The organism is Marinomonas sp. ef1, assembly GCF_002806845.1.
Lineage (GTDB): Bacteria > Pseudomonadota > Gammaproteobacteria > Pseudomonadales > Marinomonadaceae > Marinomonas > Marinomonas polaris.
Map to the genome: position 1 here is coordinate 1 of NZ_NHTT01000002.1, position 23,709 is coordinate 23,709.

Annotated in this window: 19 protein-coding genes; 12 read left to right on the forward strand and 7 right to left on the reverse strand. The window is 43.1% G+C overall.

Annotation, left to right across the window (positions count from 1 at the left end):
- Positions 1-295: 295 nt before the first annotated feature.
- From CCS02_RS02495 to CCS02_RS02525, 7 genes are all read right to left on the reverse strand, one after another.
- Entirely contained in the window at positions 296-1,324 is a 1,029-nt protein-coding gene (locus tag CCS02_RS02495) for a LacI family DNA-binding transcriptional regulator (protein WP_100635607.1), read from the reverse strand.
- A gap of 191 nt (positions 1,325-1,515) precedes the next feature.
- Positions 1,516-2,484 carry a substrate-binding domain-containing protein gene (locus CCS02_RS02500; protein ID WP_012069560.1) on the reverse strand — a complete coding sequence of 323 codons (969 nt, stop codon included), beginning with the start codon at positions 2,482-2,484 and terminating at the stop codon, positions 1,516-1,518.
- Positions 2,485-2,588: 104 nt separating this feature from the next.
- Positions 2,589-3,563 (reverse strand): ABC transporter permease, encoded by a 975-nt coding sequence (locus CCS02_RS02505; RefSeq protein WP_100635609.1) that lies wholly within the window; start codon positions 3,561-3,563, stop codon positions 2,589-2,591.
- Between the two features lie 101 nt (positions 3,564-3,664).
- On the reverse strand, positions 3,665-5,164 hold the full coding sequence (locus tag CCS02_RS02510) for a sugar ABC transporter ATP-binding protein (RefSeq protein ID WP_100635611.1): 1,500 nt from the start codon (positions 5,162-5,164) through the stop codon (positions 3,665-3,667).
- A gap of 12 nt (positions 5,165-5,176) precedes the next feature.
- Positions 5,177-6,361: a Gfo/Idh/MocA family protein gene (locus tag CCS02_RS02515; protein ID WP_100635613.1), complete on the reverse strand. Its 1,185-nt coding sequence runs from the start codon at positions 6,359-6,361 to the stop codon at positions 5,177-5,179.
- Positions 6,362-6,373: 12 nt separating this feature from the next.
- Positions 6,374-7,429, reverse strand: coding sequence for a sugar phosphate isomerase/epimerase family protein (locus CCS02_RS02520; RefSeq protein WP_100635615.1), 1,056 nt, complete (start codon positions 7,427-7,429; stop codon positions 6,374-6,376).
- Positions 7,430-7,685: 256 nt separating this feature from the next.
- Complete coding sequence (locus CCS02_RS02525) at positions 7,686-8,948, reverse strand: hypothetical protein (protein ID WP_100188594.1); 1,263 nt, start codon at positions 8,946-8,948, stop codon at positions 7,686-7,688.
- Between the two features lie 378 nt (positions 8,949-9,326).
- Here CCS02_RS02525 and CCS02_RS02530 point away from each other — a divergent pair, with 378 nt between their 5' ends.
- From CCS02_RS02530 to CCS02_RS02585, 12 genes are all read left to right on the forward strand, one after another.
- Entirely contained in the window at positions 9,327-10,433 is a 1,107-nt protein-coding gene (locus tag CCS02_RS02530; RefSeq protein ID WP_100635617.1) for a GGDEF domain-containing protein, read from the forward strand.
- A gap of 69 nt (positions 10,434-10,502) precedes the next feature.
- Positions 10,503-10,997: a DUF2165 family protein gene (locus tag CCS02_RS02535; RefSeq protein WP_100188585.1), complete on the forward strand. Its 495-nt coding sequence runs from the start codon at positions 10,503-10,505 to the stop codon at positions 10,995-10,997.
- Positions 10,998-11,192: 195 nt separating this feature from the next.
- Positions 11,193-12,194, forward strand: a complete 1,002-nt coding sequence (gene xylF / locus CCS02_RS02540) for a D-xylose ABC transporter substrate-binding protein (protein WP_072840855.1) — start codon at positions 11,193-11,195, stop codon at positions 12,192-12,194.
- A gap of 57 nt (positions 12,195-12,251) precedes the next feature.
- A complete protein-coding gene (locus CCS02_RS02545) occupies positions 12,252-13,781 on the forward strand; it encodes a xylose ABC transporter ATP-binding protein (protein ID WP_100188601.1) in 1,530 nt (509 codons plus the stop codon).
- On the forward strand, positions 13,774-14,904 hold the full coding sequence (locus CCS02_RS02550; protein WP_072840857.1) for a sugar ABC transporter permease: 1,131 nt from the start codon (positions 13,774-13,776) through the stop codon (positions 14,902-14,904). Before CCS02_RS02545 ends, CCS02_RS02550 begins: the two co-directional genes overlap by 8 nt.
- Before the next feature lie 193 nt (positions 14,905-15,097).
- A complete protein-coding gene (gene xylB / locus CCS02_RS02555) occupies positions 15,098-16,546 on the forward strand; it encodes a xylulokinase (protein WP_100635618.1) in 1,449 nt (482 codons plus the stop codon).
- 159 nt (positions 16,547-16,705) lie between these two features.
- Entirely contained in the window at positions 16,706-17,887 is a 1,182-nt protein-coding gene (locus CCS02_RS02560; RefSeq protein ID WP_100635620.1) for a XylR family transcriptional regulator, read from the forward strand.
- 233 nt (positions 17,888-18,120) lie between these two features.
- The gene (locus tag CCS02_RS02565; RefSeq protein WP_232728800.1) at positions 18,121-19,134 is read left to right on the forward strand and encodes a substrate-binding domain-containing protein; all 1,014 of its coding nucleotides are present in this window, start codon (positions 18,121-18,123) and stop codon (positions 19,132-19,134) included.
- A 339-nt stretch (positions 19,135-19,473) separates the two neighbouring features.
- Positions 19,474-20,418 carry a D-ribose ABC transporter substrate-binding protein gene (locus tag CCS02_RS02570; protein ID WP_012069574.1) on the forward strand — a complete coding sequence of 315 codons (945 nt, stop codon included), beginning with the start codon at positions 19,474-19,476 and terminating at the stop codon, positions 20,416-20,418.
- Positions 20,419-20,471: 53 nt separating this feature from the next.
- Positions 20,472-21,086: a DUF2291 family protein gene (locus CCS02_RS02575; RefSeq protein ID WP_100635624.1), complete on the forward strand. Its 615-nt coding sequence runs from the start codon at positions 20,472-20,474 to the stop codon at positions 21,084-21,086.
- Positions 21,086-22,606 carry a sugar ABC transporter ATP-binding protein gene (locus tag CCS02_RS02580; RefSeq protein WP_100635626.1) on the forward strand — a complete coding sequence of 507 codons (1,521 nt, stop codon included), beginning with the start codon at positions 21,086-21,088 and terminating at the stop codon, positions 22,604-22,606. Before CCS02_RS02575 ends, CCS02_RS02580 begins: the two co-directional genes overlap by 1 nt.
- A 1-nt stretch (position 22,607) precedes the next feature.
- On the forward strand, positions 22,608-23,672 hold the full coding sequence (locus tag CCS02_RS02585; RefSeq protein WP_072840864.1) for an ABC transporter permease: 1,065 nt from the start codon (positions 22,608-22,610) through the stop codon (positions 23,670-23,672).
- The last annotated feature ends 37 nt before the right edge of the window (positions 23,673-23,709 follow it).

Here is a 23,709-nt window from a genome sequence, read left to right on the forward strand (position 1 = left end):
GGTTCACTGTTAAGTTCAAACAAGTGCTCCCGCAACCATTTCAAAATTCGTAGGTTCACTTTTAAGTTCAAACAAGTGCTCCCGCAACCATTTCAAAATTCGTAGGTTCACTTTTAAGTTCAAACAAGTGCTCCCGCATCCATTTTAAAATTCGTAGGTTCACTGTTAAGTTCAAACAAGTGCTCCCGCAACCATTTCAAAATTCGTAGGTTCACTTTTAAGTTCAAACAAGTGCTCCCGCAACCATTTTAAAAAATTGTGCTATCCCTTTTCTCGTTAATGTATATGCATTTATTTATAAATCTATTTGTAGTCGTTGATCTATTGGTGGTGGGCATGAACTTTCGCGGACGATGAGCTGGGTGGGTAAGGTCATTTCTGGGTTTGGTTTTTTGCCTGATAATATGTCGAGTAATAACTTCATCGAAGTTTCGCCGATTAGTTGTCGTGGCTGATGAATCGTCGTTAATTCAGGCACGCAATACTCGCTCATTGCTAAGTTATCAAAGCCAATAACAGATAGTTCGCTGGGCACTGCAATATTCATTTCTCTGGCTATTTTAAGCACGCCAATTGCTGCTTCGTCGCTGTGGCAAACAATCGCTGATGGTTTGTTTGGTAGCGATAAGAGTTGTTTGCCAAGGTTGTAACCGGCGATGAATGAAAGATCACCTTCCATTATGTATTCATCCGTCACAGGGATTTTCCACTTTTTCATGGTTTCTGTGTGACCATTTACACGGGCATTGTAGACAGGAGTACTTCTTTTTCCTGTAATGCAGGCTATTTTGTAGTGCCCCATCATAATTAAATATTCAACGCCTTTTTTGGCGCTGTAGTGATTGTCGATGTGAACTGTTGGTACAGGAATGTCAGAAAAGTATTCACCAGCGATAACAATGGGGAGTTTTACTTCGCCAGCACTGTTAATAATCATAGATTCAGGTACGTCAGAAGAAAGAGATAATACGCCATCTACCTGCTTACTCTCGAATAACTCAAAATAACTACGTAATCGTGAAGACTCATTACCTGCATCACCAATTAATAGTTTGTAACCATGCTTATGAGCGAGTGCTTCGATGCCATGAACAACGTCTGAAAAGAAGGTGCTGTCTATGTTAGGAAGAACAACAACAATAGTTTTCGACTCGCTTTTACGTAAGCTTCGGGCAAGTCCGTTTGGAGAATAGCCTACTTCTGAGGCGGCTTTTTCTACTTTTTGGCGAGTGGTAGGAGATACCATTTCTGGATTGGCTAATGCTCTAGATACTGTCGCAGTGGATACTCCAGCTAGCTTTGCTACATCTTTAACTGTGGCCATAAGAGTCCAAAAGCAAGAAGAAATAAAGAATAGTCGCGCCCAAATGCATAGCCTTTTAACGGTGAGTTTTTATGATTGCACATCTTACCAAACTCTCTGCCTATGCGCAGCGGCTATTCCTCAGGAAAATAGTGTTGCAAGGACTAAGTCATTAGCGCAAAAGCCCTAATGACTTAGTATTAATAAACCGCTTAGTAAGCAGCGTCTTTAAAGTAATAATCTGCAGCGTTTTCTTTCGTTACCAAGTCTGCGCCTAAAATGACGCGAGACGGTTCGTGGTATAAATAACCAAGTTTTTCGTGTTTGACACCATGAACAGCAAGAGCAATACCGGATGCAATCATAGATGGGCTATAAGTGACGGTTGCACGTACCATTTTATTTCCTGATTGAATCATCTCGATGATGTCTTTAGAGCCAGCGCCACCCAATACAGTTTTGATGTCTGTGCGGCCTGATTCTTCAATGGCTTTTAAAACACCTTTCAGCATGTCGTCATCTTGGCACCATACAGCGTCAATTTTAGGATGCTTCTGCAAGAAGTTTTCCATCACTGATAGCGCTTTTTGTGTAGACCAATCACCTGGTTGAGAATCAAGGATCTTGATATTTGGGTATCCAGCAATAACGTCGTTAAAAGCATCAACACGTTGCTTGTTGATAGGAATTTGTAGCCCTTCAATCACTACAACATTGCCCTTACCAGACATTTCTTTGGCTAACCATTGTGCACCTACACGACCTAGACCGGCGTTGTCTCCAGCAATGAAGACATTTTGAGCAGGGTGGGCGAGTTCACGGTCCACTACAACGGTATAAATACCTTCGTCGTAGGCTTCTTCAATGACTTTTTGTAAGGTGGCTGGGTTATGAGGAAGGATAACCAAAGCATCAATGCCTTTGATCATTAAATCTTCAACATCGCCCACTTGTTTTGAACCCGAACTTGACGCAACGACGAAAAATTCGATGTCTTTTTCTTTTGCTTTTAAATCTGCCGCTGCTTTATTTGCCCACCAAAGTAGCCCTGCAGTCCAACCGTGGTCTGCAGATGGCACACTTATACCAATTTTGTATTTTGCAGCGTAGCTTGTGCCAACAAAGGCAAACAGCATAGTAAACACTGCGATTAGTCTCATGATTTTATTTTTATACTTCATGGATACTCTCCGTTTTACATTGATTTAATAGTGAACAAAACGCCTGTTTTGCTCGGATTCTTGTTTTTCTTCTTATGGTTTGCATAGTAAGAAAAACCAAGCCTTTAACGGTCGCCCTTAAATTGCACAAGAACTGCAGTCAAAATAACGAGACCTTTAACCATGCCTTGTAGATAAGGCGAGATGCCCATTAAATTCAGCATGTTATTGATAATGCCTAAAATGATCGCACCGATGACGGTGCCCCAAATGGTGCCTTTACCGCCAGATAGAGCCGTGCCGCCAATCACAACCGCTGCAATCGCGTCTAGCTCATAAAACAACCCTGCATCGCCCGGGCTGACGGAATTTAAGCGCGATGCTAATAAAACAGCAGATATACCAACTGATACCCCGGCAATTAAAAAAGTTAGAAAATATACCCAGCGCACTTTAATAGCAGAATAAGAGGCTACTTTTGCGTTTGAGCCCACAGCGCAGACATGGCGTCCAAATGCGCTGTGTTTTAATAAGATATGATAGGCAACAGCCAACAGTAGAAAGACCCAAACAGGGTAGGGAATGGCCCATAAGTAACCGCCACCAATATCCGTGAAATGTTGATTTTGAGAGACCATTTCCCCCGCATCACTGATATATAGTGTCATAGAGCGAAAAATGGACATGGTGGCGAGAGTGGCAATAAACGAAGCTACTTTACCACGTGTAATGACTAGCCCATTTATCGCACCAAATACACCACCTAGAGCGATGGCTGAAGAAACTGCCATTGCAACTGCCCACCAACCATCTCCAGCACCATTAATGATCATGATGGACAGCACGCCAACCAAAGCCACCATTGAGCCAACGGATAAATCGATGCCGCCGGCGATGATGACGAATGTCATACCCAAGGCAATAATGCCGGTATAGGAAACCTGTCTTAATACATTAGTAATATTGCGTGGCATTAAAAAATGCTCGCTGGCAATAGAAGAAAACAGAACCAATAAAAGCAATGCGATAAAGGGCGCATAAGTTGCTATATCAAGTCGTTTTAGGCGCGTGATCATGGGCGATAATTCGAACATGGCCATAGTGAATCCTCGTGTATTCTTATTGTTTTTTGCACCTGGGCTTATGAAAAAGCACGGCGTCGTTTATTTAAGTTACGTTTAGTCATTAACAGCTTTTCAAATTAGGCTTGAGCCATGGTTTTTAAACCTGCCGCGTAATACATGATCTCTTTTTCATTGATGGCATCTCCGGTTAGCTCTCCCATGATCTGACCGGATCTCATTACCATGACGCGATGTGACAAGCCCATGACTTCTTCCAGTTCTGACGAAATCACAATGATGGACACACCTTGTTCGGTCAGTGAACGTATAAAGTGGTAGATCTCTTTTTTGGTGTTCACGTCGATGCCGCGAGTTGGTTCATCCAAAATGAGGATGTTCGGGTGAGTGTCCATCCATTTTGATAAGTATACTTTTTGCTGGTTTCCACCACTTAAGTTGGCCAAGTTTGAATGCAAAGACGCCGCCTTTATGTCGAAGCGTTTAACGTATTCTCTCGCAACTTGATTCTCTTTTTTATGCTGAATAAGTCCTCTCACGTAAGAGGAAAGCGAAATGAGGGTGATGTTCTTTGGTATATCAAAATTCATGATCAAGCCTTTACCTTGGCGATCTTCTGATAGGTAGGCTAGGTTGTAAGACGCCGCATCTGCGATTGAATTGATTACTGCCTTTTTGCCATTTATTTCAATTTCACCGCTGTCTTTTTTACGCAGTCCCATTACCGCTTCGGCAGTCTCTGTTCGACCCGCGCCGATTAGGCCAGCAAAGCCAAGCACCTCGCCTTTTTTTAGGTCAAAATTGATATCTTGTAACACCCCTTTGATTGATAGGTTACTTACTTTAAGTATGACTTCATCAGTATGTTCTGTACGCTGAGGATAGATTTGGTTTAATTCACGGCCCACCATTTTACGAGCCATGTCTTCTTCATCTATTTCTGCAACGTCATCCACACTAACGAGGTGGCCGTCTCGTAAAATGGCTAAACGATCACAAAGTAGCTTCACTTCTTTTAGTTTGTGTGAGATGAATATAATAGTGACACCACGTTGTTTTAGTTTTTCCACCAAGCTGAAAAAGATATCCACTTCGTGATCAGTTAACACTGTCGTGGGCTCATCCATAATTAGGATACGTGATTCATTAACGAGCGCCTTGGCAATTTCTACCATTTGCTTTTGTGCCACACTAAGATGTTCTATTAATGCATCTGGGCTCAAGTCGGTTTCTAACTCTTTGAGAAGTTCACTGGCCCTGTCACGCATTACCGATTTGTTGAGCAAAAAAAACTTTTTAACTTCGTTACCAAGAAATATGTTTTCAAACACATTTAGGCTACTAATTAGGTTAAATTCTTGCGGTATCATTGCAATGCCTAGACGTTTTGCATCAGCGGTAGACTGGATTGATACCTCGGAACCATCGATCTTAATACTGCCCGATGTTTTGGTATAAATGCCGCTAATAATTTTGAGAAGGGTCGATTTTCCAGCGCCATTTTCTCCCAGCACACCGAGCACTTCACCAGCAAAAATATCCAGCGTGATTTTGTGTAAAACACGCACACCAGAGAATTCCTTAACAATGCCGCGAATTTGCATAATGGGGTCATTCATTTGCTTTGACTCCTAGTTACTGGTCATTGGCTTTGAGAGCGTGTTGTCTTCTAGAGAGTGCCATGTACTGTTATTAGCAGATGATGCCAACACAGCAGTTATGAATTTCATTCCGTCAACACCATCATCAATACTAGGAATAAAACCCTGAACTGAATGCACATCAGCACCCGCTTCAATGGAATGAATCGCAGCAGCAATGTCGACGTATAGATTGGCAAAACCTTCTAAGTAACCTTCAGGATGACCTGCTGGAATTCGGGAAAGGCGGTTGGCTTCTTCACCAGCACCGTGTCCGGCTCGGGTGATTTTCTGAGTAGGCTCACCAAATAGTGAAAGCCATAATTCGTTAGGGGATTCTTGAGCCCATTCGATGCCTGCTTTTTCTCCATACAGGCGAATTTTCAAACCATTTTCATTACCAGGAGCAACTTGGCTAGACCACAACATGCCTTTTGCTCCACCATCAAAGCGCAGCATGGTGTGAACGTTGTCATCCAAGCGGCGGCCATCAACAAAAGCCGTTAAATCTGCAGATACCTGTTGAACTTTTTGCCCAGAAATAAAACAAGCTAGATTGAAAGCGTGGGTTCCAATGTCTCCTAAACAACCAGCCAGACCAGATTTTTCTGGATCTGTGCGCCATTTTGCCTGTTTGTTATCTGTGTTTTCAGCTTGATCTGTTAGCCAATCTTGGGCGTATTCCACTTGAATTACGCGCAATTTTCCTAGTACGCCAGTATCAACCAAATGTTTGGCGTGCCTAACGAGAGGGTAGCCAGTGTAGTTGTGAGTAAGGGCAAAAAATGCGCCAGATTTTTCCACTAGGGCTTTTAATTCTAAGGCCTCGTTTAGATCTTTCGTTACGGGCTTATCACAAATGACGTGAATACCTTGCTCTAAAAATGCTTTTGCGACAGGGTAGTGCATGTGATTTGGTGTGACGATAATCACCGCCTGAATACCATCTTTGCGCTGTTTCTCTTTTTCTGCCATAACAGAGAATGATGAGTAGGAGCGTTCTTGATCAATACCAAGCCGAAGTGCCGAAGCGAGAGCTCTATCAGAGTCAGAAGATAAAGCGCCAGCAACCAATTCAAAGCCATCGTCAATACGAGTTGCAATACGATGTACCGCGCCAATAAAAGCACCATCACCGCCGCCTACCATACCAATGCGGATACGTTTGTGAGTCATGTTGTTGTCCCTCTATTTCAAACCAAGAATGCGTCGATTAGTTTCGTTATCAATGCCACTGCTGGCGAAGTCATCAAAGGCGCGCTCAGTGACGCGAATTAAATGATCGTTGACAAACTTGACGCCTTCTTCGGCTCCGGCTTCTGGATGTTTCATACAGCATTCCCATTCGATTACAGCCCAACCGCCAAAATCATATTGAGTGAGTTTCGAAAAAATACCCTTGAAGTCGACTTGTCCATCGCCTAAAGAGCGAAAGCGTCCTGCACGATCTATCCAGCTTTGGTAACCGCCATACACGCCTTGTCTGCCAGTGGAATTAAATTCAGCGTCTTTTACATGGAACATCTTGATTCGTTCATGGTAAATGTCGATGAACTGCAAGTAGTCGAGTTGCTGTAAAACGAAATGAGAGGGATCAAATAGAATATTAGCTCGTGGGTGATGATTGGTTGCCGCTAAGAATAAGTCGAATGTAACGCCGTCATGTAGGTCTTCCCCCGGATGAATCTCATAACAAACATTGACGCCGCAGCGGTCAAATTCATCCAGTATTGGAATCCAACGATTGGCTAATTCTTCAAAGCCAGCTTCGACCAAGCCTGCAGGCCTTTGTGGCCAAGGATAAAGATAAGGCCAGAGTAGGGCGCCAGAAAAAGTGGCGTGATTTGTTAATCCTAGATTTTTAGAAGCTTGTGCTGATTTTAATAGTTGATCAACCGCCCATTGTTGACGAGCTTCAGGGTTACCTTTGACATGGTCTGGCGCAAAGCCATCGAACATATCATCGTAGGCAGGATGAACAGCGACTAATTGTCCTTGTAAGTGTGTAGACAGCTCGGTTACAACCATACCGTGTTTGGCGAGAGTGTCCTGAATATATTTGCAGTACTTAAGATCGCTTGCAGCTCTATCTAAATCAAACAGTCTTTGATCCCAAGTGGGTATTTGTACCCCCTTGAACCCGAGGTTTCCTGCCCATTCTACGATGTTTTCAAACGTATTGAATGGTGCTTCATCGCCTGCAAATTGAGCGAGAAAAAGAGCTGGACCTTGTAAGGCTTGCATAATAATAACCCCCATATTTATTTTTATTTGAGTGGTGTTTTATGTTTGTAATCGATTACATTTAAGTTCATAAAAAAAGACTTTTCAATGTATTTTGTAAAGTCTTTCTGAATTATTTGGCTTGAGTATAGTGATTTTAATGGCTAAGTAAATGGATTTTAGCGATCAATTGGTGCGATTTTATGTTTATTGAGTGTTAATGGAATGAAATGCATTACAAAAAACAGTGGTTTTGTGCTTACCATATGAGAGCTTTTTATAAGAAAAAACTATTTACCAGCGAGCAAAGCAGCCACATGACAATAGCGTAGTGAACGCTATTAGTTACGATGGTTTTTGTGGGGATTTGGTAGCGGCTTGTCATTAATAATCCCAGCCCTGTTAATCCGCTACTGCCTGCGGAAATAGCCCAAGCGCTTAGAAACAAAAAGCCTAATTGAGTTGGATCTGGGTGTAATGGCAACAGCATTGGACTCGCTATGGCGATGCTCACAACAGGATGTATTCCGATGACGCCAGCGATAATCATGATAGCGAGAGTCAATGAGAATAGCATCGGACTAAACGTAAAGCTGTCCAAATTAAAGAATTGCGGATAGCTAAGAATAATCGCACTAATGCCATTAGAAAAGATGCCGGCAGCGAGAAATAATGCAAACTGACTGCCGATTTGAGCCAGTTTGTGGTTCACAAAATGCGACAAGCTTTTCCTTCTTGATGGCGTGCGCATCAGCAGTATAGTTGCGCTTGGTGCTAACAGACAGATCAGCACCAATATGCTGATATCAGGCCAAATGAAATGAAAAAATATAACACTAGAAGCCAGAATCATAGGAATGAAGAGGCTTTCTTTACGAATGGGGTAGCCATTAAAATCACCTTTAGTGCGTCGAAAGGCTTCTGCAGTGGAAAAAATGATGGCGACTAGCCCCATAGCAAGACCTGGGATAAGTGTTTTTTGCCATTGCATTCCTGGTGCATAAATTATTGCAACGCCGGTTGCCACGAAGAAAGGTGACCACCAAGCCGCCGCGGAAAAGTTACGAGTCAATATAAACTGCTGTTCAGGAGTTAATTTTATCGCGCCTTTTATACGGTCTGCGAAGACTAGAATTACTGATAGATTAATCACTGCGCCTAATACTTGCACGCCAAGCGCCGTGTTAAATATAGCGCTGAGGCCCTTTGGTAAAGGGCGCTTTTCATCTGTTGAGCTGGTTAGATCTAAAAAAGAGACAGCAACAAACATCGCCAGCATTGGCAAATTAACCGCAAAAACCTGCTGCCACGTCATCCATGTGCCTTTTGACCCTGCAAAGAGTAAAGTTGCTATTCCAATCATCATCAGCCAAGTTACTTGTCGCTTTGCGCTTGGTGCTAAGGTATGCCACATGGCGATATTGGCTCCCCACGCCAGTAGGGTAGGCAATAACACAGGGGTCAAATGAGCAACTGACAATAGATAAAAAACCAATGTGCCGAGTACAAACCAACCTGTGTATTTTTTGAGTAGATTCATTACGAGCGAATTGTCCTTGCGTTGTTGAAGTTTTTTTCTTAACAAGAGTGATCTAAGTAACATTAAGATAAGCTTTAAATAGTGATGCATCTATAAGTGATCGGCAAGAGGTTATGCGAGTCATCTATTTCCTGCCGAAGGAAGTTCTTTTTATCTACATGTACGTTTTTTTTGATTTCCAGCATAGGGAGGTTGTTTTTTATACTAAATGTTTGATTCTTCAGTGTATTGAGAGTATCAATGTTGCACATATATTAATCGGATGTATTTGAGTTGTAACTTTGTATGGATGACCTTCCATAACTTATAAAATGTCGTGTTGTATATTCATGGTGTATTTTCTGTGTTACTACCGTCAAGCAAGGAAAAGGCTAAGGCATGCAGTTTCTTTTAAGAAAATTGATTCGTTATTATAGACATAATGTCGACGAAAGTCTGAATATAGACGAAGGTTATCAACATAGTTACTTGGTAGGCTTTTTTAGCTTGATAATCTCCATTATTACCTTTTTTAGCGCAATAACTAGTTTTTTAAATCTGCTTTATAGCTTGGCGGTTAGTCTATTTTTAGTAAGTATTTTATTGCTGATAACATTTTATATATTAAAAACGTCTTCTTACCGTCATTATCATAATTGTTCCCGATTTATCGCTATTGTCGCCCTGTACATCTTATGTTTTTACTTGGTATGTGCCGGAGGGGTAAACAGTAGTGGACCTTTATGGATATACGTCATTCCTTCGATCACGTTTGCTTTTTTGGGTTTGAAGCAAGGTATTATTGCTAATGCAGCTTTCATTTTTATTGTATCGATTATGCTTTTTTTTCCGAACGATCAGATGTTGCTAACGACTTACTCATATGAATTTAAAACACGTTTGATATATGTCTTTTTGACGATTGTTACTCTTTCTGGATTGTATGAAGTGGCTCGTTATCGTTCTTTTATGCGACTAAAGACGATGAAGGATAAGTATGAGTATCAGGCTCAGTTCGATTATTTGACATTTTTACCAAACCGTCGAGGAATCCAAAAAATACTTAATAAAGATCAGCGGCAAAGAAAACATACCCATAAAGTATCGACTATTGCCATCTTGGATATTGATAAATTTAAAGTTATCAATGATGAATTTGGCCATGAAGTTGGTGATATGGTGCTTAAACATACAAGTAGAGTATTACGTGACTGTATTCGTTCGCAAGACTCATTAGCCCGTTGGGGAGGCGAAGAGTTTTTACTATTGCTTCCAGAAACGACAGAGCAAGAAGCTCTTGTGCTGTTGGAATCTATTCGAGAATGCGTAGAAGAAACACCTTTTGGGCATGGGAATATTAGTATTTTTATTACCTTGAGTGTTGGCTTGTGCGAAACGTCACCCGATGTCGATTTCAATGAAACCATTAAATTTTCTGATGTCAGTTTATATCGAGCAAAACAGGCAGGGCGAAACACTGTTTTTGCTTATACACCTGAGGTTTGAGATAGATTTTTCTATTGAATAGGTGTTTTAATACCCAAAATATCAATCATCTCAAAGGGATCTGTATAGATGAGTCATTTAAGAACAATCAAAATCGTGTTAGTTGGCTGTGTTGCTCTGTTCGCAGGGTTGGTGGCTTTTAATAATGTTGTGGATTACGGGTCTAACTTTGCTTTTGTGCAGCATGTATTAACCATGGACACGACGTTTGAATGGAATGAGTTAAAATATCGTGCAGTCGATGAACCTGTTTTGCATCACGGATTTTATTGGTTGATTATCTTGACTGAAGCTTTAGTCGGTATTTTGTGTGCTTTGGGCGCATGGAATATGTGGCAAAAAAGAAAGCTAGATAAAAAGCAATTTAACACGGCAAAAACACTGGCAAATTTTGGTTTAGCTCTTGGTGTGTTGCTTTGGTTTACTGGATTTATGACCATTGGCGCTGAATGGTTCTTAATGTGGCAGTCACAGATTTGGAACGGGCAAGCTTCTGCGTTTCGTTTTATTGTTGTGTTGTTTTTAGTGCTTATCTTTATTAACCAAGTCGAAGAAGAGTCTTAGTCAGCGCTTCGTTTATAAATAAACCGCTCTTATATTGTATTAAAGCCCTTTGGATTTATGTCCAAAGGGCTTTTTTGTAAAAACGCTAAACCGAAACAAAAAAAGATAATACCGCTTATTAAAGCGCCGATTTACATTCGTCTCACTCCATCAGGAGATCGTTCACTTTTAATAAAAATAACAAGGAATGAAAAGATGAAAAAAATCCTTTCCATGAGTTTGCTGGCAACTCTCTGTGCAGCAACGTCTCTTCCTGCATTGGCGGCAGGTGAGAAAATCGGTTTGTTGATGTCTGACTTACGCTTAGAGCGCTGGCAGAAAGATCGAGATTTGTTTACGGAAGCGGCTGAATCTATGGGCGCTAAGGTTTACACACAATCAGCCAATGGCGATGCGAACACACAAATTTCTCAAATTGAAAACATGATTTCTCGTGGAGTTGATGTGTTGGTTATTGTGCCAGAAAACGGTGAAGTACTCGGTAATGTTTTGGCAGAAGCCAAAGCCGAAGGTATTAAAGTACTGGCCTACGACCGATTGATTAAATTCGCCGACATCGATTTGTATGTGTCTTTTGACAATATTCGTGTGGGGGAAATGCAGGCCGAAGCTTTACTGAAGCGTAAACCAAAAGGTAATTATTTTTTGATGGGAGGGTCGCCAACAGATAACAACGCGAAGATGTTCCGCCAAGGTCAAATGAACGTACTGCAACCTGCGATTGATTCGAAAAAAATCAACATAGTAGGCGATCAATGGGCAATGGGTTGGTCAGCTGAGGCTGCGTTAAATATTATGGAAAATGGTCTTACTGCCAATGCCAATAAGATCGATGCGGTAGTGGCGTCTAACGATTCTACCGCTGGTGGTGCGATCCAAGCCTTAGCTGCACAAGGTTTGAGTGGCAAAGTGGTGATCTCAGGCCAAGATGCAGACTTAGCGGCTATGCGTCGTATTGTTGCTGGCACACAAACCATGACGGTATACAAACCAATTTCGAAACTGGCAAAAACCAGTGCGGAAATGGCCGTTAAGCTGGCTCGTGGTGAAAAAATCAAGGTTAATGGCCAGGTTAATAACGGCAAAAAAGACGTTGATGCTGTGTTGTTAACGCCTATTTCGGTTACCAAAGACAACCTAGATTCAACCGTCATTGCTGACGGATTCCATTCTCGTAATGATGTTTACAATCCTTAGATTTCCTAATGTATGGCGCTCAATCGAGCGCCATTTGCTTTTCATAAGGGTGTAAATATGAAGCAAACATTATTGGACATGCGTTCCATTGTAAAAAGCTTTTCGGGTGTTCGTGCCTTAAATGGCGTCAGCATTCAGCTTGATCGTGGTGAAGTCTTGTCTATTTGTGGTGAAAATGGTTCGGGTAAATCCACCTTAATGAAGGTGTTAAGTGGCGTTTGGCCGTTTGGATCTTACGAAGGAGAAATCTTCTTCGAAGGTAATCTCGTTAAGGCTTCGACGATTCGAGATACCGAAGCGCTGGGTATCGTCATTATTCATCAGGAATTGGCGCTCGTTAAAGAATTGTCGGTAATGGAAAATATTTTTCTTGGTAATGAGCTTGGTTCTTTTGCACGACTCAATGACGAGGAAATGCATCGTCGTACCTCGGAATTATTAGCTCGAGTGAAGCTCGATGTGTTGCCCGATACGCCAATACGAGATCTTGGCGTTGGTCAGCAGCAATTGGTCGAGATTGCCAAGGCGCTGAATAAAAACGTCAAACTGTTAATTCTAGATGAGCCAACTTCATCTTTGACGACAACGGAAATCGACATCCTGTTGAACATTGTCAGTGAACTGAAACAGCAAGGTATCGCGTGCATTTATATTTCTCATAAGTTGGATGAAGTGTTGGCCTTGTCTGATTGGGTCACCGTGATTCGTGATGGTGACCATATTGATACCAAAGCAGCGGCTCAGCTGACACAAAATGACATCATCAGCATGATGGTTGGGCGAGAGCTAGACGAGCTGTTCCCGCGAGAAGAACATAATATTGGCGAGGTAGTTTTACGCGTCAAACACGCCACCGCCAAACAAGCTGGCGCGACCCGAGCGCAAGTCGAAGATGTGAGCTTTGAATTACGTCATGGTGAAATTCTTGGCATTGCTGGTTTGATCGGTTCTGGTCGTACTGAGCTGATGCAGTGTCTTTATGGTTCTTACGATGGCGATTATGAAGCTGAAATTGAGTTAGAAGGTCAAACTGTCAACATTCGTTCCCAGCGGGTGGCGTTAGAAGCGGGCATTGCCATGGTGCCAGAGGACAGAAAACGTCACGGTATCGTGCCCATTATGAGCGTCGGTCGCAATATTACTTTATCCGTGTTGGGGAAATACTCTTCTTGGTTTGGTGCTGTGAATGAAGACAAAGAAAGTAATGACATCGACGACTATATTGCGCAGCTAAAAGTCAAAACGGCGTCCGCTGATTTGTCGATTAAAAACCTCAGCGGCGGCAACCAACAAAAAGCCATTATCGCCAAATGTCTATTAACCCACCCCAAAATTCTGATTTTAGATGAGCCAACTCGCGGCATCGACGTGGGCGCGAAATATGAGATTTATAAGCTGATGTTTGCCCTCGTTAAACAAGGTATGTCGATCATCATGGTGTCGTCTGAATTGTCCGAAGTAATTGGTATAAGTGACCGAGTCTTGGTGATGCATGAAGGGCGCTTAAAAGGACAATTTGACCATCAAGGTTTGACCCAAGAAATGATTATGAATTGCGCGATCAAAGAAGGTGTAGCAAATGTTTAAAACAATAAAAACCAGTCAATTACAATTGTTTGCGATGTTAGCGGCGATGCTGCTGATTGTCGTCTTCTTTTCTATTGCGACCGATGGCGCGTTTATTTCGCCACGGAATATTTCGAACTTGATTCGTCAAACGGCCATTGTGGGCGTGCTCGCTATTGGCATGGTGTTTGTCATCATCAGTGCCGAAATCGATTTGTCGGTTGGTTCTATGATGGGCTTATTGGGTGGGATTGCAGCGATTTTGGATGTTTGGTTTAACTTTCCGATTTTACTTACCGTGTTAGTAACCGTCGTCGCGGGTTTAGTCTTAGGCTTGTTTAATGGCTGGTGGGTGGCGTATCAACGCGTGCCTTCTTTCATTGTCACCTTGGCAGGGATGCTGGCGTTTCGCGGTATTTTGGTGGGTTTGACTGATGGTGCCACGGTTGCACCAACGTCTAGTTCACTGGCCATCATTGGTCAAAGCTATATTCCTTCAGGTTGGGGCATTAGTGTTGTGGGTTTGTTGTGCTTAGGTTTGGTGGCAAAAGTTTATGCTCGACGTAAGGCAAGAAAACAACACGGTGTTGAAAATAAAGCGGCAAAGTTTGAATACGCAAAAGCTTTCGTGGCGGTCGCTGTCTTGCTCGTTTTGCTCTATGCCTTAGAAAGTTATCGAGGCATTCCAACGCCTATTTTGATTATGGGTGGATTAATTCTTATCGCCACTTATGTTGCCAAGCGAACTGCGTTTGGTCGTCGTGTGTATGCCATTGGCGGCAATATCGAAGCGACTCGCATGTCTGGTGTGAACGTCGAACGAACCAAAATGTTGGTGTTTGGTTTTAACGGCATGATGGTCGCTGTAGCGGCTTTGATACTGACTTCTCGGCTTGGTGCGGGTTCTCCAGCAGCCGGAAATATGGCGGAGCTGGATGCCATTGCTGCCTGTGTGATCGGCGGAACCAGTTTGGCTGGCGGCGTTGGCGCAGTGTTTGGAGCCATCATGGGCGCGCTTATTATGGCGAGTTTAGACAACGGCATGAGCATGCTCGATGTACCGACTTTTTGGCAATTAATCGTCAAAGGCATGATTTTATTACTCGCTGTTTGGCTGGATGTGAAAACCAAGAAAGCACAGTAAAACTTCGTGCGCGAAGGTTGGATAGGTTTTGTAGGCCTGATGAGGGAGGTACGACCGTGATCAGGCGTGAGACGTTACGTATACCGTTAACCGTCAGATCACGCCTTCGTTCCTCGGCTCATCTGACCTACAAGATCCACAGAAGTCGTTCAGTAATAATTATGACGATTAACAAGATGAAGGATATTTTTTAATGTATATAGGTATCGACCTCGGCACCTCAGGTGTCAAAGTGATTTTAATGGCTGAAGATGGTCAGGTAACAGCCAGCTGCTCATCTCCATTGTCAGTATCTCGACCATTTGATCTTTGGTCAGAACAAAGCCCAGAAGACTGGTGGCAAGCTACAGATTTGGCCATGTTGCAGTTAGCAGCAGAAAACAATTTGCAAGGCGTTAAAGCCATTGGCTTATCGGGCCAAATGCATGGCGCTACATTATTAGATAAAAAAGGCGATGTATTAAGACCTGCGATCTTATGGAATGATGGTCGTTCCCATGAAGAATGTTTGTTATTGCAAAGGCGCTGCCCAGAAGTGCAGGCGATTACCGGCAATTTGATCATGCCAGGTTTTACCGCGCCTAAGTTGCTTTGGGTAAAACAGCACGAGCCAGAGGTTTTTGGGAAAATCGCGAAAGTGCTGTTGCCAAAAGATTATCTGCGTTTTCGCATGACGGGCGAGTTTGCGACCGATGTATCCGATGCCTCTGGCACCTTATGGCTAAACATGGAACAACGCTCTTGGAGTGACACCATGTTGAGCGCCACAGGATTAACGGCAGAGCAAATGCCTAGTGTATTTGAGGGAACCCAAATCACCGGTGTGATTTATGATGATTTAGCAAAACGTTGGTCTATGCCGCTTGTTCCTGTTGTAGCTGGTGGTGGCGATAACGCTGCCGGCGCTGTAGGCATGGGCATTATATCGCCTGAGCAAACCATGTTGTCGCTTGGTACATCAGGAGTTATTTTTGCAGTAAGTGATGGCTTTACGGCCAATCCCGCGGCGGCTTTGCATAGTTTTGGACATGCTATTCCTAATACTTGGCACACTATGTCGGTGATGTTGAGCGCCGCGAGCTGTATTAATTGGGTGACAAAATTAGCTCAGTTTAGCAGTGTTGAAGCCGCTTTATTAGCGGCTGAAAATCGAATGGATCACGACAATAGCCTCACTTTTCTGCCGTATTTAAGTGGAGAAAGAACACCACATAATGATCCCAATGCGAAGGGTGTCTTTTGGGGAATGACCCATGAAACTACCGCAGCGGATCTTGTTCATGCAGTACTGGAAGGTGTGACCTTTGCTTTGCTGGATGGCTTAGACGCAGTGCGTTCTGCACAAAATATCAATGAAAGTATTGATGTTATCGGTGGTGGTGCGAAAAGTACTTATTGGTTACAAATGTTGGCTGATGTGTTTGACGTGCCAATAGATTACCGCGCAGGTGGCGAAGTTGGCCCTGCACTGGGTGCTGCCCGATTGGCTGCGATAGGTTATCAAGGTCAAGAGGTATTAAGCGAAGTTTGTGCAAAACCAGCGCTAATTCAACGTTATCTGCCGAACCACACTGGTGCCGCTCGATATACTGAAAAACGCGAGCGTTTTCAGGCGTTATATCAAAGATTAAAAGGACTTTAATGAGTAAGAGCGGTGTCTTATTGCACCGCTCTTTTTTACAGGCTTTCTTTCATTACGATTTCTGTTATTCCCTTTCTGATTTTTATCATTCTCTAGAACTAATGGGCTCTCAGGGGGTATTATCGAGCCAGCAAAAATAAAAATTAGAGACGCTTTTGTATGTTTGAAAAACGCTACCGACTTAACCTAGTGTTCAATGCTAATAAGGTTTACGACCGACAAGTCATTGAAGGTATTGGCGAATATTTACAAGCCGCGCAATGTGACTGGGATGTATACTTTGAAGATGATTTTCGCTCTCGTCTTGATGCGCTAAAGCATTGGAAGGGGGACGGCATTATTGCCGATTTTGATAACCCTGAAGTCGAAGAAATCTTAAAAAATACTAATATTCCTACCGTGGCAGTTGGTGGTTCTTATCATCATAAAAAAGATTATCCTCGTTTGCCTTATGTGGCGACGGACAACGCGGCATTAGTGCGTTGTGCATATCAGCATTTGAAACGCAAAGGTTTACCTCAATTTGCTTTTTATGGCTTACCAAGTACGGTTTATAGTCGTTGGGCAAGTGAGCGAGAGCATGCGTTTGTCGAACAAGTTCGCTCTGACGGATTTGAATCTCATGTACATCAAGGTTTCTGCACGTCGGCTGAAATCTGGGAAACCGCTCAACACGAGCTAGAAACTTGGTTAACGAATCTGCCTAAACCCATTGGCATTATTGCCGTCACTGATTCCCGTGCACGTCACTTATTACAAGTCTGCGATCATTTGAATATTTTGGTGCCGGAGCAAGTTGCCATTGTTGGGATCGATAACGAAAGCATGGCGAGGTACTTAAATCGCACCGCTTTGTCTTCTGTTGAACAGGGCAGTAAGCAAATGGGTTATGAAGCCGCGAAAATGCTGCATCGTATGTTGTTAGGTTATTCCGTGGAAGACTCGCTGGTGGTGGTCGATCCAACTGGTATTGCCGAAAGACAATCGTCTGATTATCGTGCTTTGCATGATCCTTATGTCATTCAAGCCATGCATTTTATTCGTCACAATGCCTGCCGAGGTGTGAAAGTGGCGCAAGTAGTGGATTACATTGGCATATCAAGAACTAACCTAGAAACCCGCTTTATCGACGAAATTGGCTGCTCAATGCACGAACAACTGCATATGACCAAGTTTTATCGCGCCTGTGAATTGATCACTTCGACCAATTTGCCGTTTGATGAAATTGCCCGAACCTGTGGTTATCCATCGGTGCAATACATGTACACAGTGTCACGCAAAAACTTGGGGATGACGCCAGGGGAATACCGAGTGTCATCGCGTCTTGGTAAAGAATCTTAAAAGGTATTTTTCAAAATGCAGCGCTCAAAAAAATAGGAAAATCAGACATTAGAAAAAACTCTTGATGCATTTTATCGATGTCGTTCAGTATACTTCCTGAAATGGTATTGGATTCTAAGTAGTTGTTTTCCTGATAAAGACGAGCGGTAAGCGCTTGATCTATTTATCTTTGTTTGGAAAACTTGGCGGCTAAACAATTCAATCAAAACGATTCATGAATGGGGAGTGTAAGTTTGTCTGCGACAATCAAAGACGTTGCGTTACGGGCTGGTGTATCAACAACTACCGTATCTCATGTTTTGAATAAAACGCGTTTTGTAGCCAAAACGACACAAGAACGTGTTTTCCAAGCCGCCGAAGAGCTGAATTATGCTCCGAGCGCGGTAGCACGCAGCTTAAAGGTTAAAAATACTAAAAGCCTTGGTATGTTAGTTACCACCACTTTGAATCCCTTTTTCGCTGAATTGGTCAACGAAGTAGAGAAGTGCTGTTACCGAGAAGGTTACAACCTTGTGCTTTGTAATACCGATGGCGAGCTCGAAAAAACCAATTCCTATCTACGAATGCTGACGCAAAAACGTGTTGATGGCATTTTAGTCATGTGTTCCGCCTATGATGACTCGCTGTTTAGCTCTTTGATCGGACAGCGTAATTTGCCCATGGTAGTCATGGATTGGGGTCCATCTGATGATTATGTCGATCGCATTCAAGACAACTCGGTAAAAGGCGCGCATTTGGCGATTCAGCATCTAATTGAACAAGGTCATAAGCGCATTGCTTACATTGGTGGCCCATTAGAAAAGTTACCGGCGAAGCAGCGTTTAGACGGCTTTATGGAAGCGATGGAGCAAGCCGATTTAGCCATCCAAGACGATTGGGTGATTGAATCCGACTTCGAATTTGAAGGTGGAAAATTGGGAATGCGCCAATTATTATCCTGCCAGAGTTTGCCTAGTGCTGTGTTTGTTGCCAATGATGCTATGGCGATGGGCGCCATGAGTGAAGCGCAATTGTCTGGTGTTAAAATTCCACAACAATTGTCTATCATTGGTTACGATAATTGTATGTACTCTGCTTATTTTAGCCCGCCATTAACCACCATCAATCAGCCCAAAGAGCGATTAGCCGAATTAGCGATCAGCACCATGATTGAGCGGATCGAGAATCCTCGTCAAGAAGGCAAAATGATCATGTTAGAGCCAAACTTGGTGGTTCGTTCGTCGGTGGCTGCTGTTTCTGCAGAATAGCTCCGATTTCTTGTTATTTTCTGTGTATTTTACTTTCAGCTTTTTGAACTCTCTGCTCGATTCTAGACTGAAAACTCGTTTTAAGGTTGAGAAAAGAGCTTGTAAGAAGTCTTTTTATATAGAAAAGTCCTTATAATTCAGTTGCTTGATTGTTTGTAGTTAAATTACACCAGAGTTTCGTGATTTTATCGTCTTAACTGTTTGATAAATAGGGTTTTTTTCTTATCGGTCAAGAATTTATTGACAAGCTCCATGTGCTTAATATAAAAATAGCAAACGATTACGCAATCGTTTGCTATTCGAATATTTTAATAAAAATAAGCATACCGGAGACATACAATGAAAAAGAAAACCTTCTTGAAATCTTGCCTTGCCGCAACATTATTGACCTTGGCTAGCACCAGCGTTTTAGCTAGCAATGGTTTGATCGCCATCATTACTCCATCTCATGACAATCCATTTTTTAAAGCCGGTGCCGAAGGCGCGGATGCGAAAGCAAAAGAATTGGGTTATGACACCTTGGTTGCTTCTCATGACGGTGATGTAAATAAACAAAATCAATTGATTGAAACAGCGATTGCTCGTCAAGCCAAAGCGGTTATTTTGGATAATGCTGATGCAGACGCAAGTATTGGTTCACTAGAGCGTTTGAAAAAAGCTGGCATCCCAGCTTTCCTATACGACCGTGAAATCAATAAAACCGGTATCGCCGTGACTCAAATCGTATCGAATAACTTCCAAGGTGCTCAATTAGCTGGTGAAAAATTCGCCGAGTTGATGGGTGATGGTGGTGAATACGTTGAGCTATTAGGACCTGAATCAGACACCAATGCGCAAGTGCGTAGTGAAGGTTTTCACGACATTCTTGATAACTTCCCTGAATTCAAAATGGTTGCTCGTCAGTCTGCCAACTGGAGCCAAACCGAAGCGTTCAGCCGTATGGAGTCAATTTTACAAGCGAATCCAAACATCAAAGGTGTGATTACGGGTAACGATTCTATGGCGTTGGGTGCAGAAGCTGCATTGCAGGCTGCAGGTCGTAAAGACGTCTTCATCGTAGGTTTTGATGGTCTTGATTACGTAAGAGATTCCATCATTAAAGGTTCTAACATCAAAGCAACCATCATGCAGCCAGCATACGCTCAAGCTCAACGCGTTGCTGAACAAGCAGATCTATACATTCGTACCGGCTCAACAGGATTGCCAGAAAAACAACTAATGGATTGTGTATTGATTGATAGTTCTAATGCGAAAAATCTAAGTAACTTCGCGCTAAAAAAATAACAACCTGACTCGAAGCTCTCATTTTTGAGAGCTTCGGCTCCTTGGGTATCATTATGTCTTATAAAAAAATCTTTCAATTTATCGGGCTCATTGCGTGCCTTAACTTGCTGACAGCCTGTACCGTTACGGACTTAGACGCTGACGGCAATCCTATTCTTCCTAAAGATCCTAATGCCGCGGTTAGCTTTGCAGACTTCACCTTGTCTGAAGTGGCCGATCAGCTTTGGGAACCAAAAGTCTTCCCAGAAGCAACACAAGAATTCACCCCTTGGGAAAGTATTAAATCCCAGTTGGATGCGCAGCAAATTGACACCAAGCAAAGCTTTTTTGTCCGTTTAGATGGCACTATCGAAAGTGTTGATTTAGGCAAAATGAGAGGTGCGATAACGATTAAAGTGGGCGATACCAATATCGATCTGCAAGTTGGTCGCATAATCAAAGGCAATGCGATTCGTGACGCGTCTAAATACGTTTTGTTTGATGATTTTAAAAACCAGATTCGTTTCGCCCAAATTTCACGAGAGTTTAATAATCGTGCCATGGCATCGGTTGGCGAGCCAGACTCTAGTTGGGTAGGCGAAAAAGCGACTGTCATTGCTGCGATTACCATAGATCAAAATACCATCAGTGATGCTGTGCCAATGCAGATTATTCGTGGAGGCAAATGATGAGCCAAGCTAACGCAGACATCGTCATTCGCGCCGAAAAAATCTCCATGATTTACCCCGGCACTATCGCGTTAAACGAAGTTGATTACCGAGTTTATCGCGGCAAAGTGAACGTCATCATAGGCGAAAATGGCGCGGGTAAATCCACTTTGATGAAAATTCTGGCGGGTGTTCAGCAGCCAAGCAAGGGCACTATTTATCTAAACGATGAAGCCGTGTCTTTTCAGCATACTCGTGATGCCGCCGCCAAAGGTATTGGCATGGTTCACCAAGAGCTGAATCTGTTTGGCAACTTAACCGTCGCTGAAAATATCTTCTTGGGACGAGAAAAACAGCATGGTCTGATGCCGCTTGATACCGCGGAACAGCATCGAGTCACGGCCGAACTAATGGCACGTCTTGATCAAGACATCGCGCCATCTGAATTGCTGTCTAACTTGAAAGTTGGCCAGCAGCAGTTAATCGAAATTGCCAAAGCCTTGGCCGACGAAGCAGATGTGCTGATTCTGGATGAGCCGACGTCTGCGCTGAGTAAAACCGAGGTCGAGTTGCTGTTTAAAGTAATTCGAGACTTAACTGCTCAGGGCGTTTCCATTATTTATATCTCTCATCGATTAGAAGAACTGATGGCGATTGGCGATCACATTACGATTTTACGTGATGGGCATTTCCAGTCTGAAGCGGAAGTAAAAGACATCGATGTGCCTTGGATTGTCAGAGAAATGCTGGGTAGCGATCCTGTATTTAATTTCTTGAAACCAGGTCGTGAATTTGGCAAGCCAGTGTTGGATGTTAAAAACATCAAACTGATCAATGAAATGGGTCACACCTTGGTTGATAACGTATCGATGGATGTGAAATCCGGCGAGATTGTTGGCGTTTACGGACTCATGGGCGCAGGCCGAACTGAACTAATGGAATGTCTACTTGGCTTGCAGGAATACTCAGGCGAAGTAGAGATTGCGGGGCATAAAGTGCCTGCCAAAATGGACACCAGCGATCGCATTCGTTATGGGATTTGTCTTGTTCCTGAAGATCGTAAAAAGAACGGCATTTTCCCCATTTCGTCAGTCAGCAATAACATGACGATTTCTAGCTTATGGCGTCGACTCAAGCATCGTTTTTCGATTGATGAAAAAGCCGAAGCCGAAGCGGTAACGTCCGCCATTGGTGATTTGTCTATCAAGGTATCTTCTCCTGATATTGAAATACGTGCATTAAGCGGTGGTAACCAACAAAAAGTGGTGATTGGTCGAACCTTGTTAACCAGTCCGAAAGTTTTGTTATTGGATGAGCCGACTCGTGGCATTGATATTGGTGCCAAAGGCGACGTATTTAAAATGATGGTGAAGCTTTCTGAGCAGGGGATTGGTGTGTTGTTTTCGACTTCCGATCTCAAAGAAATCATGGCTGTTTCTGATCGCATTCTGGTGATGTCCGGAGGCAAATTAACCGCCAATATCGCTCGCTCTGAAGCAACAGAATCTGCACTTGTGTCAGCAAGCGCGCAAGGACTTTAATATGAAAACTTCTCAAAATACTGCATCTCAACACTCGTCTGTTTTTTCCGGCGAAAGCTTGTTGTTACTGGCGTTAAAAATGCGCACATTCATCGCGTTGTTTTTGATTCTGGCATTTTTTACCTTCATGGTACCGGGCTTTTTGGCGGCCAGTAGTGTTGTCATTATGGTTAAGCACATTGCCATCAACGCCTTTTTAGCACTTGGCATTACCTTCGTCATCATCACCGCAGGTATCGACCTTTCAATCGGTGCGATTCTTGGCTTCTGTGGCATGGTTGCTGGCTGGTTGATTACCAAAGGTATCGTGTTACCTATGTTTGGCATCGCTATTTTTCCAAGCGTTTGGCTGGTTGTACCTATCGTCTTGGTTATCGGTGGTTTGATCGGTGCGATAAATGGCATCTTGATAACGCGTTATAATGTTGCACCTTTCATTTGTACCTTGGGCACCATGTATATCGTTCGTGGCGCGGCCATGTTGTTGTCTGGCGGTGAAACCTTTACCGGTTTGGCAGGTAATGAACAGCTTGGTAATACGGGCTTTGAATTAATTGGGGCGGCGAAATTATTGGGTCTGCCTTATGCGATTTGGATGATGTTTATCCTTGCTGGTGTGATTGCCTACATCGCCAAAAGAACGCAATTTGGTCGTCATGTATTTGCCATTGGTGACAACGAACATTCTGCCGAATTGTCTGGTGTGAAAGTGCGTAGCGTCAAAGTTTGGGTTTACACCATTTCAGGTCTTTGTGCTGCTATTGCTGGCATCGTGGTGTCTTCGCAATTGGTCGCAAGTCATCCAGCAACGGGCGTTGCATTTGAGATGAACGCTATTGCCGCCGTGGTATTAGGCGGAACCTCTTTGGCTGGTGGCCGCGGCACTATCATGGGAACGCTGATTGGCGCTTTCGTTATTGGTATTTTGGCCGATGGTTTGGTGATGATGGGCGTGAGTGAATTTTGGCAAATGGTGATTAAAGGTGTGGTGATTATTCTTGCTGTCATCATCGACCAAAAACAAAGTCGCTTGCAGCATAAAGCCGCCATCGTGCAGCAAAAATAGATTATCAATATTTGCTTTCAGCCTATCTGTAATTAGG

Excerpts from the sequence above, each read along its gene's own strand:
- CCS02_RS02560 (WP_100635620.1), top strand. The coding sequence starts at position 16,706 with ATGTTTGAAAAACGCTACCGACTTAACCTAGTGTTCAATGCTAATAAG.
- CCS02_RS02495 (WP_100635607.1), bottom strand. The coding sequence starts at position 1,324 with ATGGCCACAGTTAAAGATGTAGCAAAGCTAGCTGGAGTATCCACTGCG.
- CCS02_RS02575 (WP_100635624.1), top strand. The coding sequence starts at position 20,472 with ATGTCTTATAAAAAAATCTTTCAATTTATCGGGCTCATTGCGTGCCTT.
- CCS02_RS02550 (WP_072840857.1), top strand. The coding sequence starts at position 13,774 with ATGTTTAAAACAATAAAAACCAGTCAATTACAATTGTTTGCGATGTTA.
- CCS02_RS02585 (WP_072840864.1), top strand. The coding sequence starts at position 22,608 with ATGAAAACTTCTCAAAATACTGCATCTCAACACTCGTCTGTTTTTTCC.
- CCS02_RS02580 (WP_100635626.1), top strand. The coding sequence starts at position 21,086 with ATGAGCCAAGCTAACGCAGACATCGTCATTCGCGCCGAAAAAATCTCC.
- CCS02_RS02535 (WP_100188585.1), top strand. The coding sequence starts at position 10,503 with ATGAGTCATTTAAGAACAATCAAAATCGTGTTAGTTGGCTGTGTTGCT.
- CCS02_RS02530 (WP_100635617.1), top strand. The coding sequence starts at position 9,327 with ATGCAGTTTCTTTTAAGAAAATTGATTCGTTATTATAGACATAATGTC.
- CCS02_RS02510 (WP_100635611.1), bottom strand. The coding sequence starts at position 5,164 with ATGAATGACCCCATTATGCAAATTCGCGGCATTGTTAAGGAATTCTCT.
- CCS02_RS02500 (WP_012069560.1), bottom strand. The coding sequence starts at position 2,484 with ATGAAGTATAAAAATAAAATCATGAGACTAATCGCAGTGTTTACTATG.
- CCS02_RS02545 (WP_100188601.1), top strand. The coding sequence starts at position 12,252 with ATGAAGCAAACATTATTGGACATGCGTTCCATTGTAAAAAGCTTTTCG.
- CCS02_RS02525 (WP_100188594.1), bottom strand. The coding sequence starts at position 8,948 with ATGAATCTACTCAAAAAATACACAGGTTGGTTTGTACTCGGCACATTG.
- CCS02_RS02515 (WP_100635613.1), bottom strand. The coding sequence starts at position 6,361 with ATGACTCACAAACGTATCCGCATTGGTATGGTAGGCGGCGGTGATGGT.
- CCS02_RS02520 (WP_100635615.1), bottom strand. The coding sequence starts at position 7,429 with ATGCAAGCCTTACAAGGTCCAGCTCTTTTTCTCGCTCAATTTGCAGGC.
- xylF (WP_072840855.1), top strand. The coding sequence starts at position 11,193 with ATGAAAAAAATCCTTTCCATGAGTTTGCTGGCAACTCTCTGTGCAGCA.
- CCS02_RS02570 (WP_012069574.1), top strand. The coding sequence starts at position 19,474 with ATGAAAAAGAAAACCTTCTTGAAATCTTGCCTTGCCGCAACATTATTG.
- CCS02_RS02505 (WP_100635609.1), bottom strand. The coding sequence starts at position 3,563 with ATGGCCATGTTCGAATTATCGCCCATGATCACGCGCCTAAAACGACTT.
- xylB (WP_100635618.1), top strand. The coding sequence starts at position 15,098 with ATGTATATAGGTATCGACCTCGGCACCTCAGGTGTCAAAGTGATTTTA.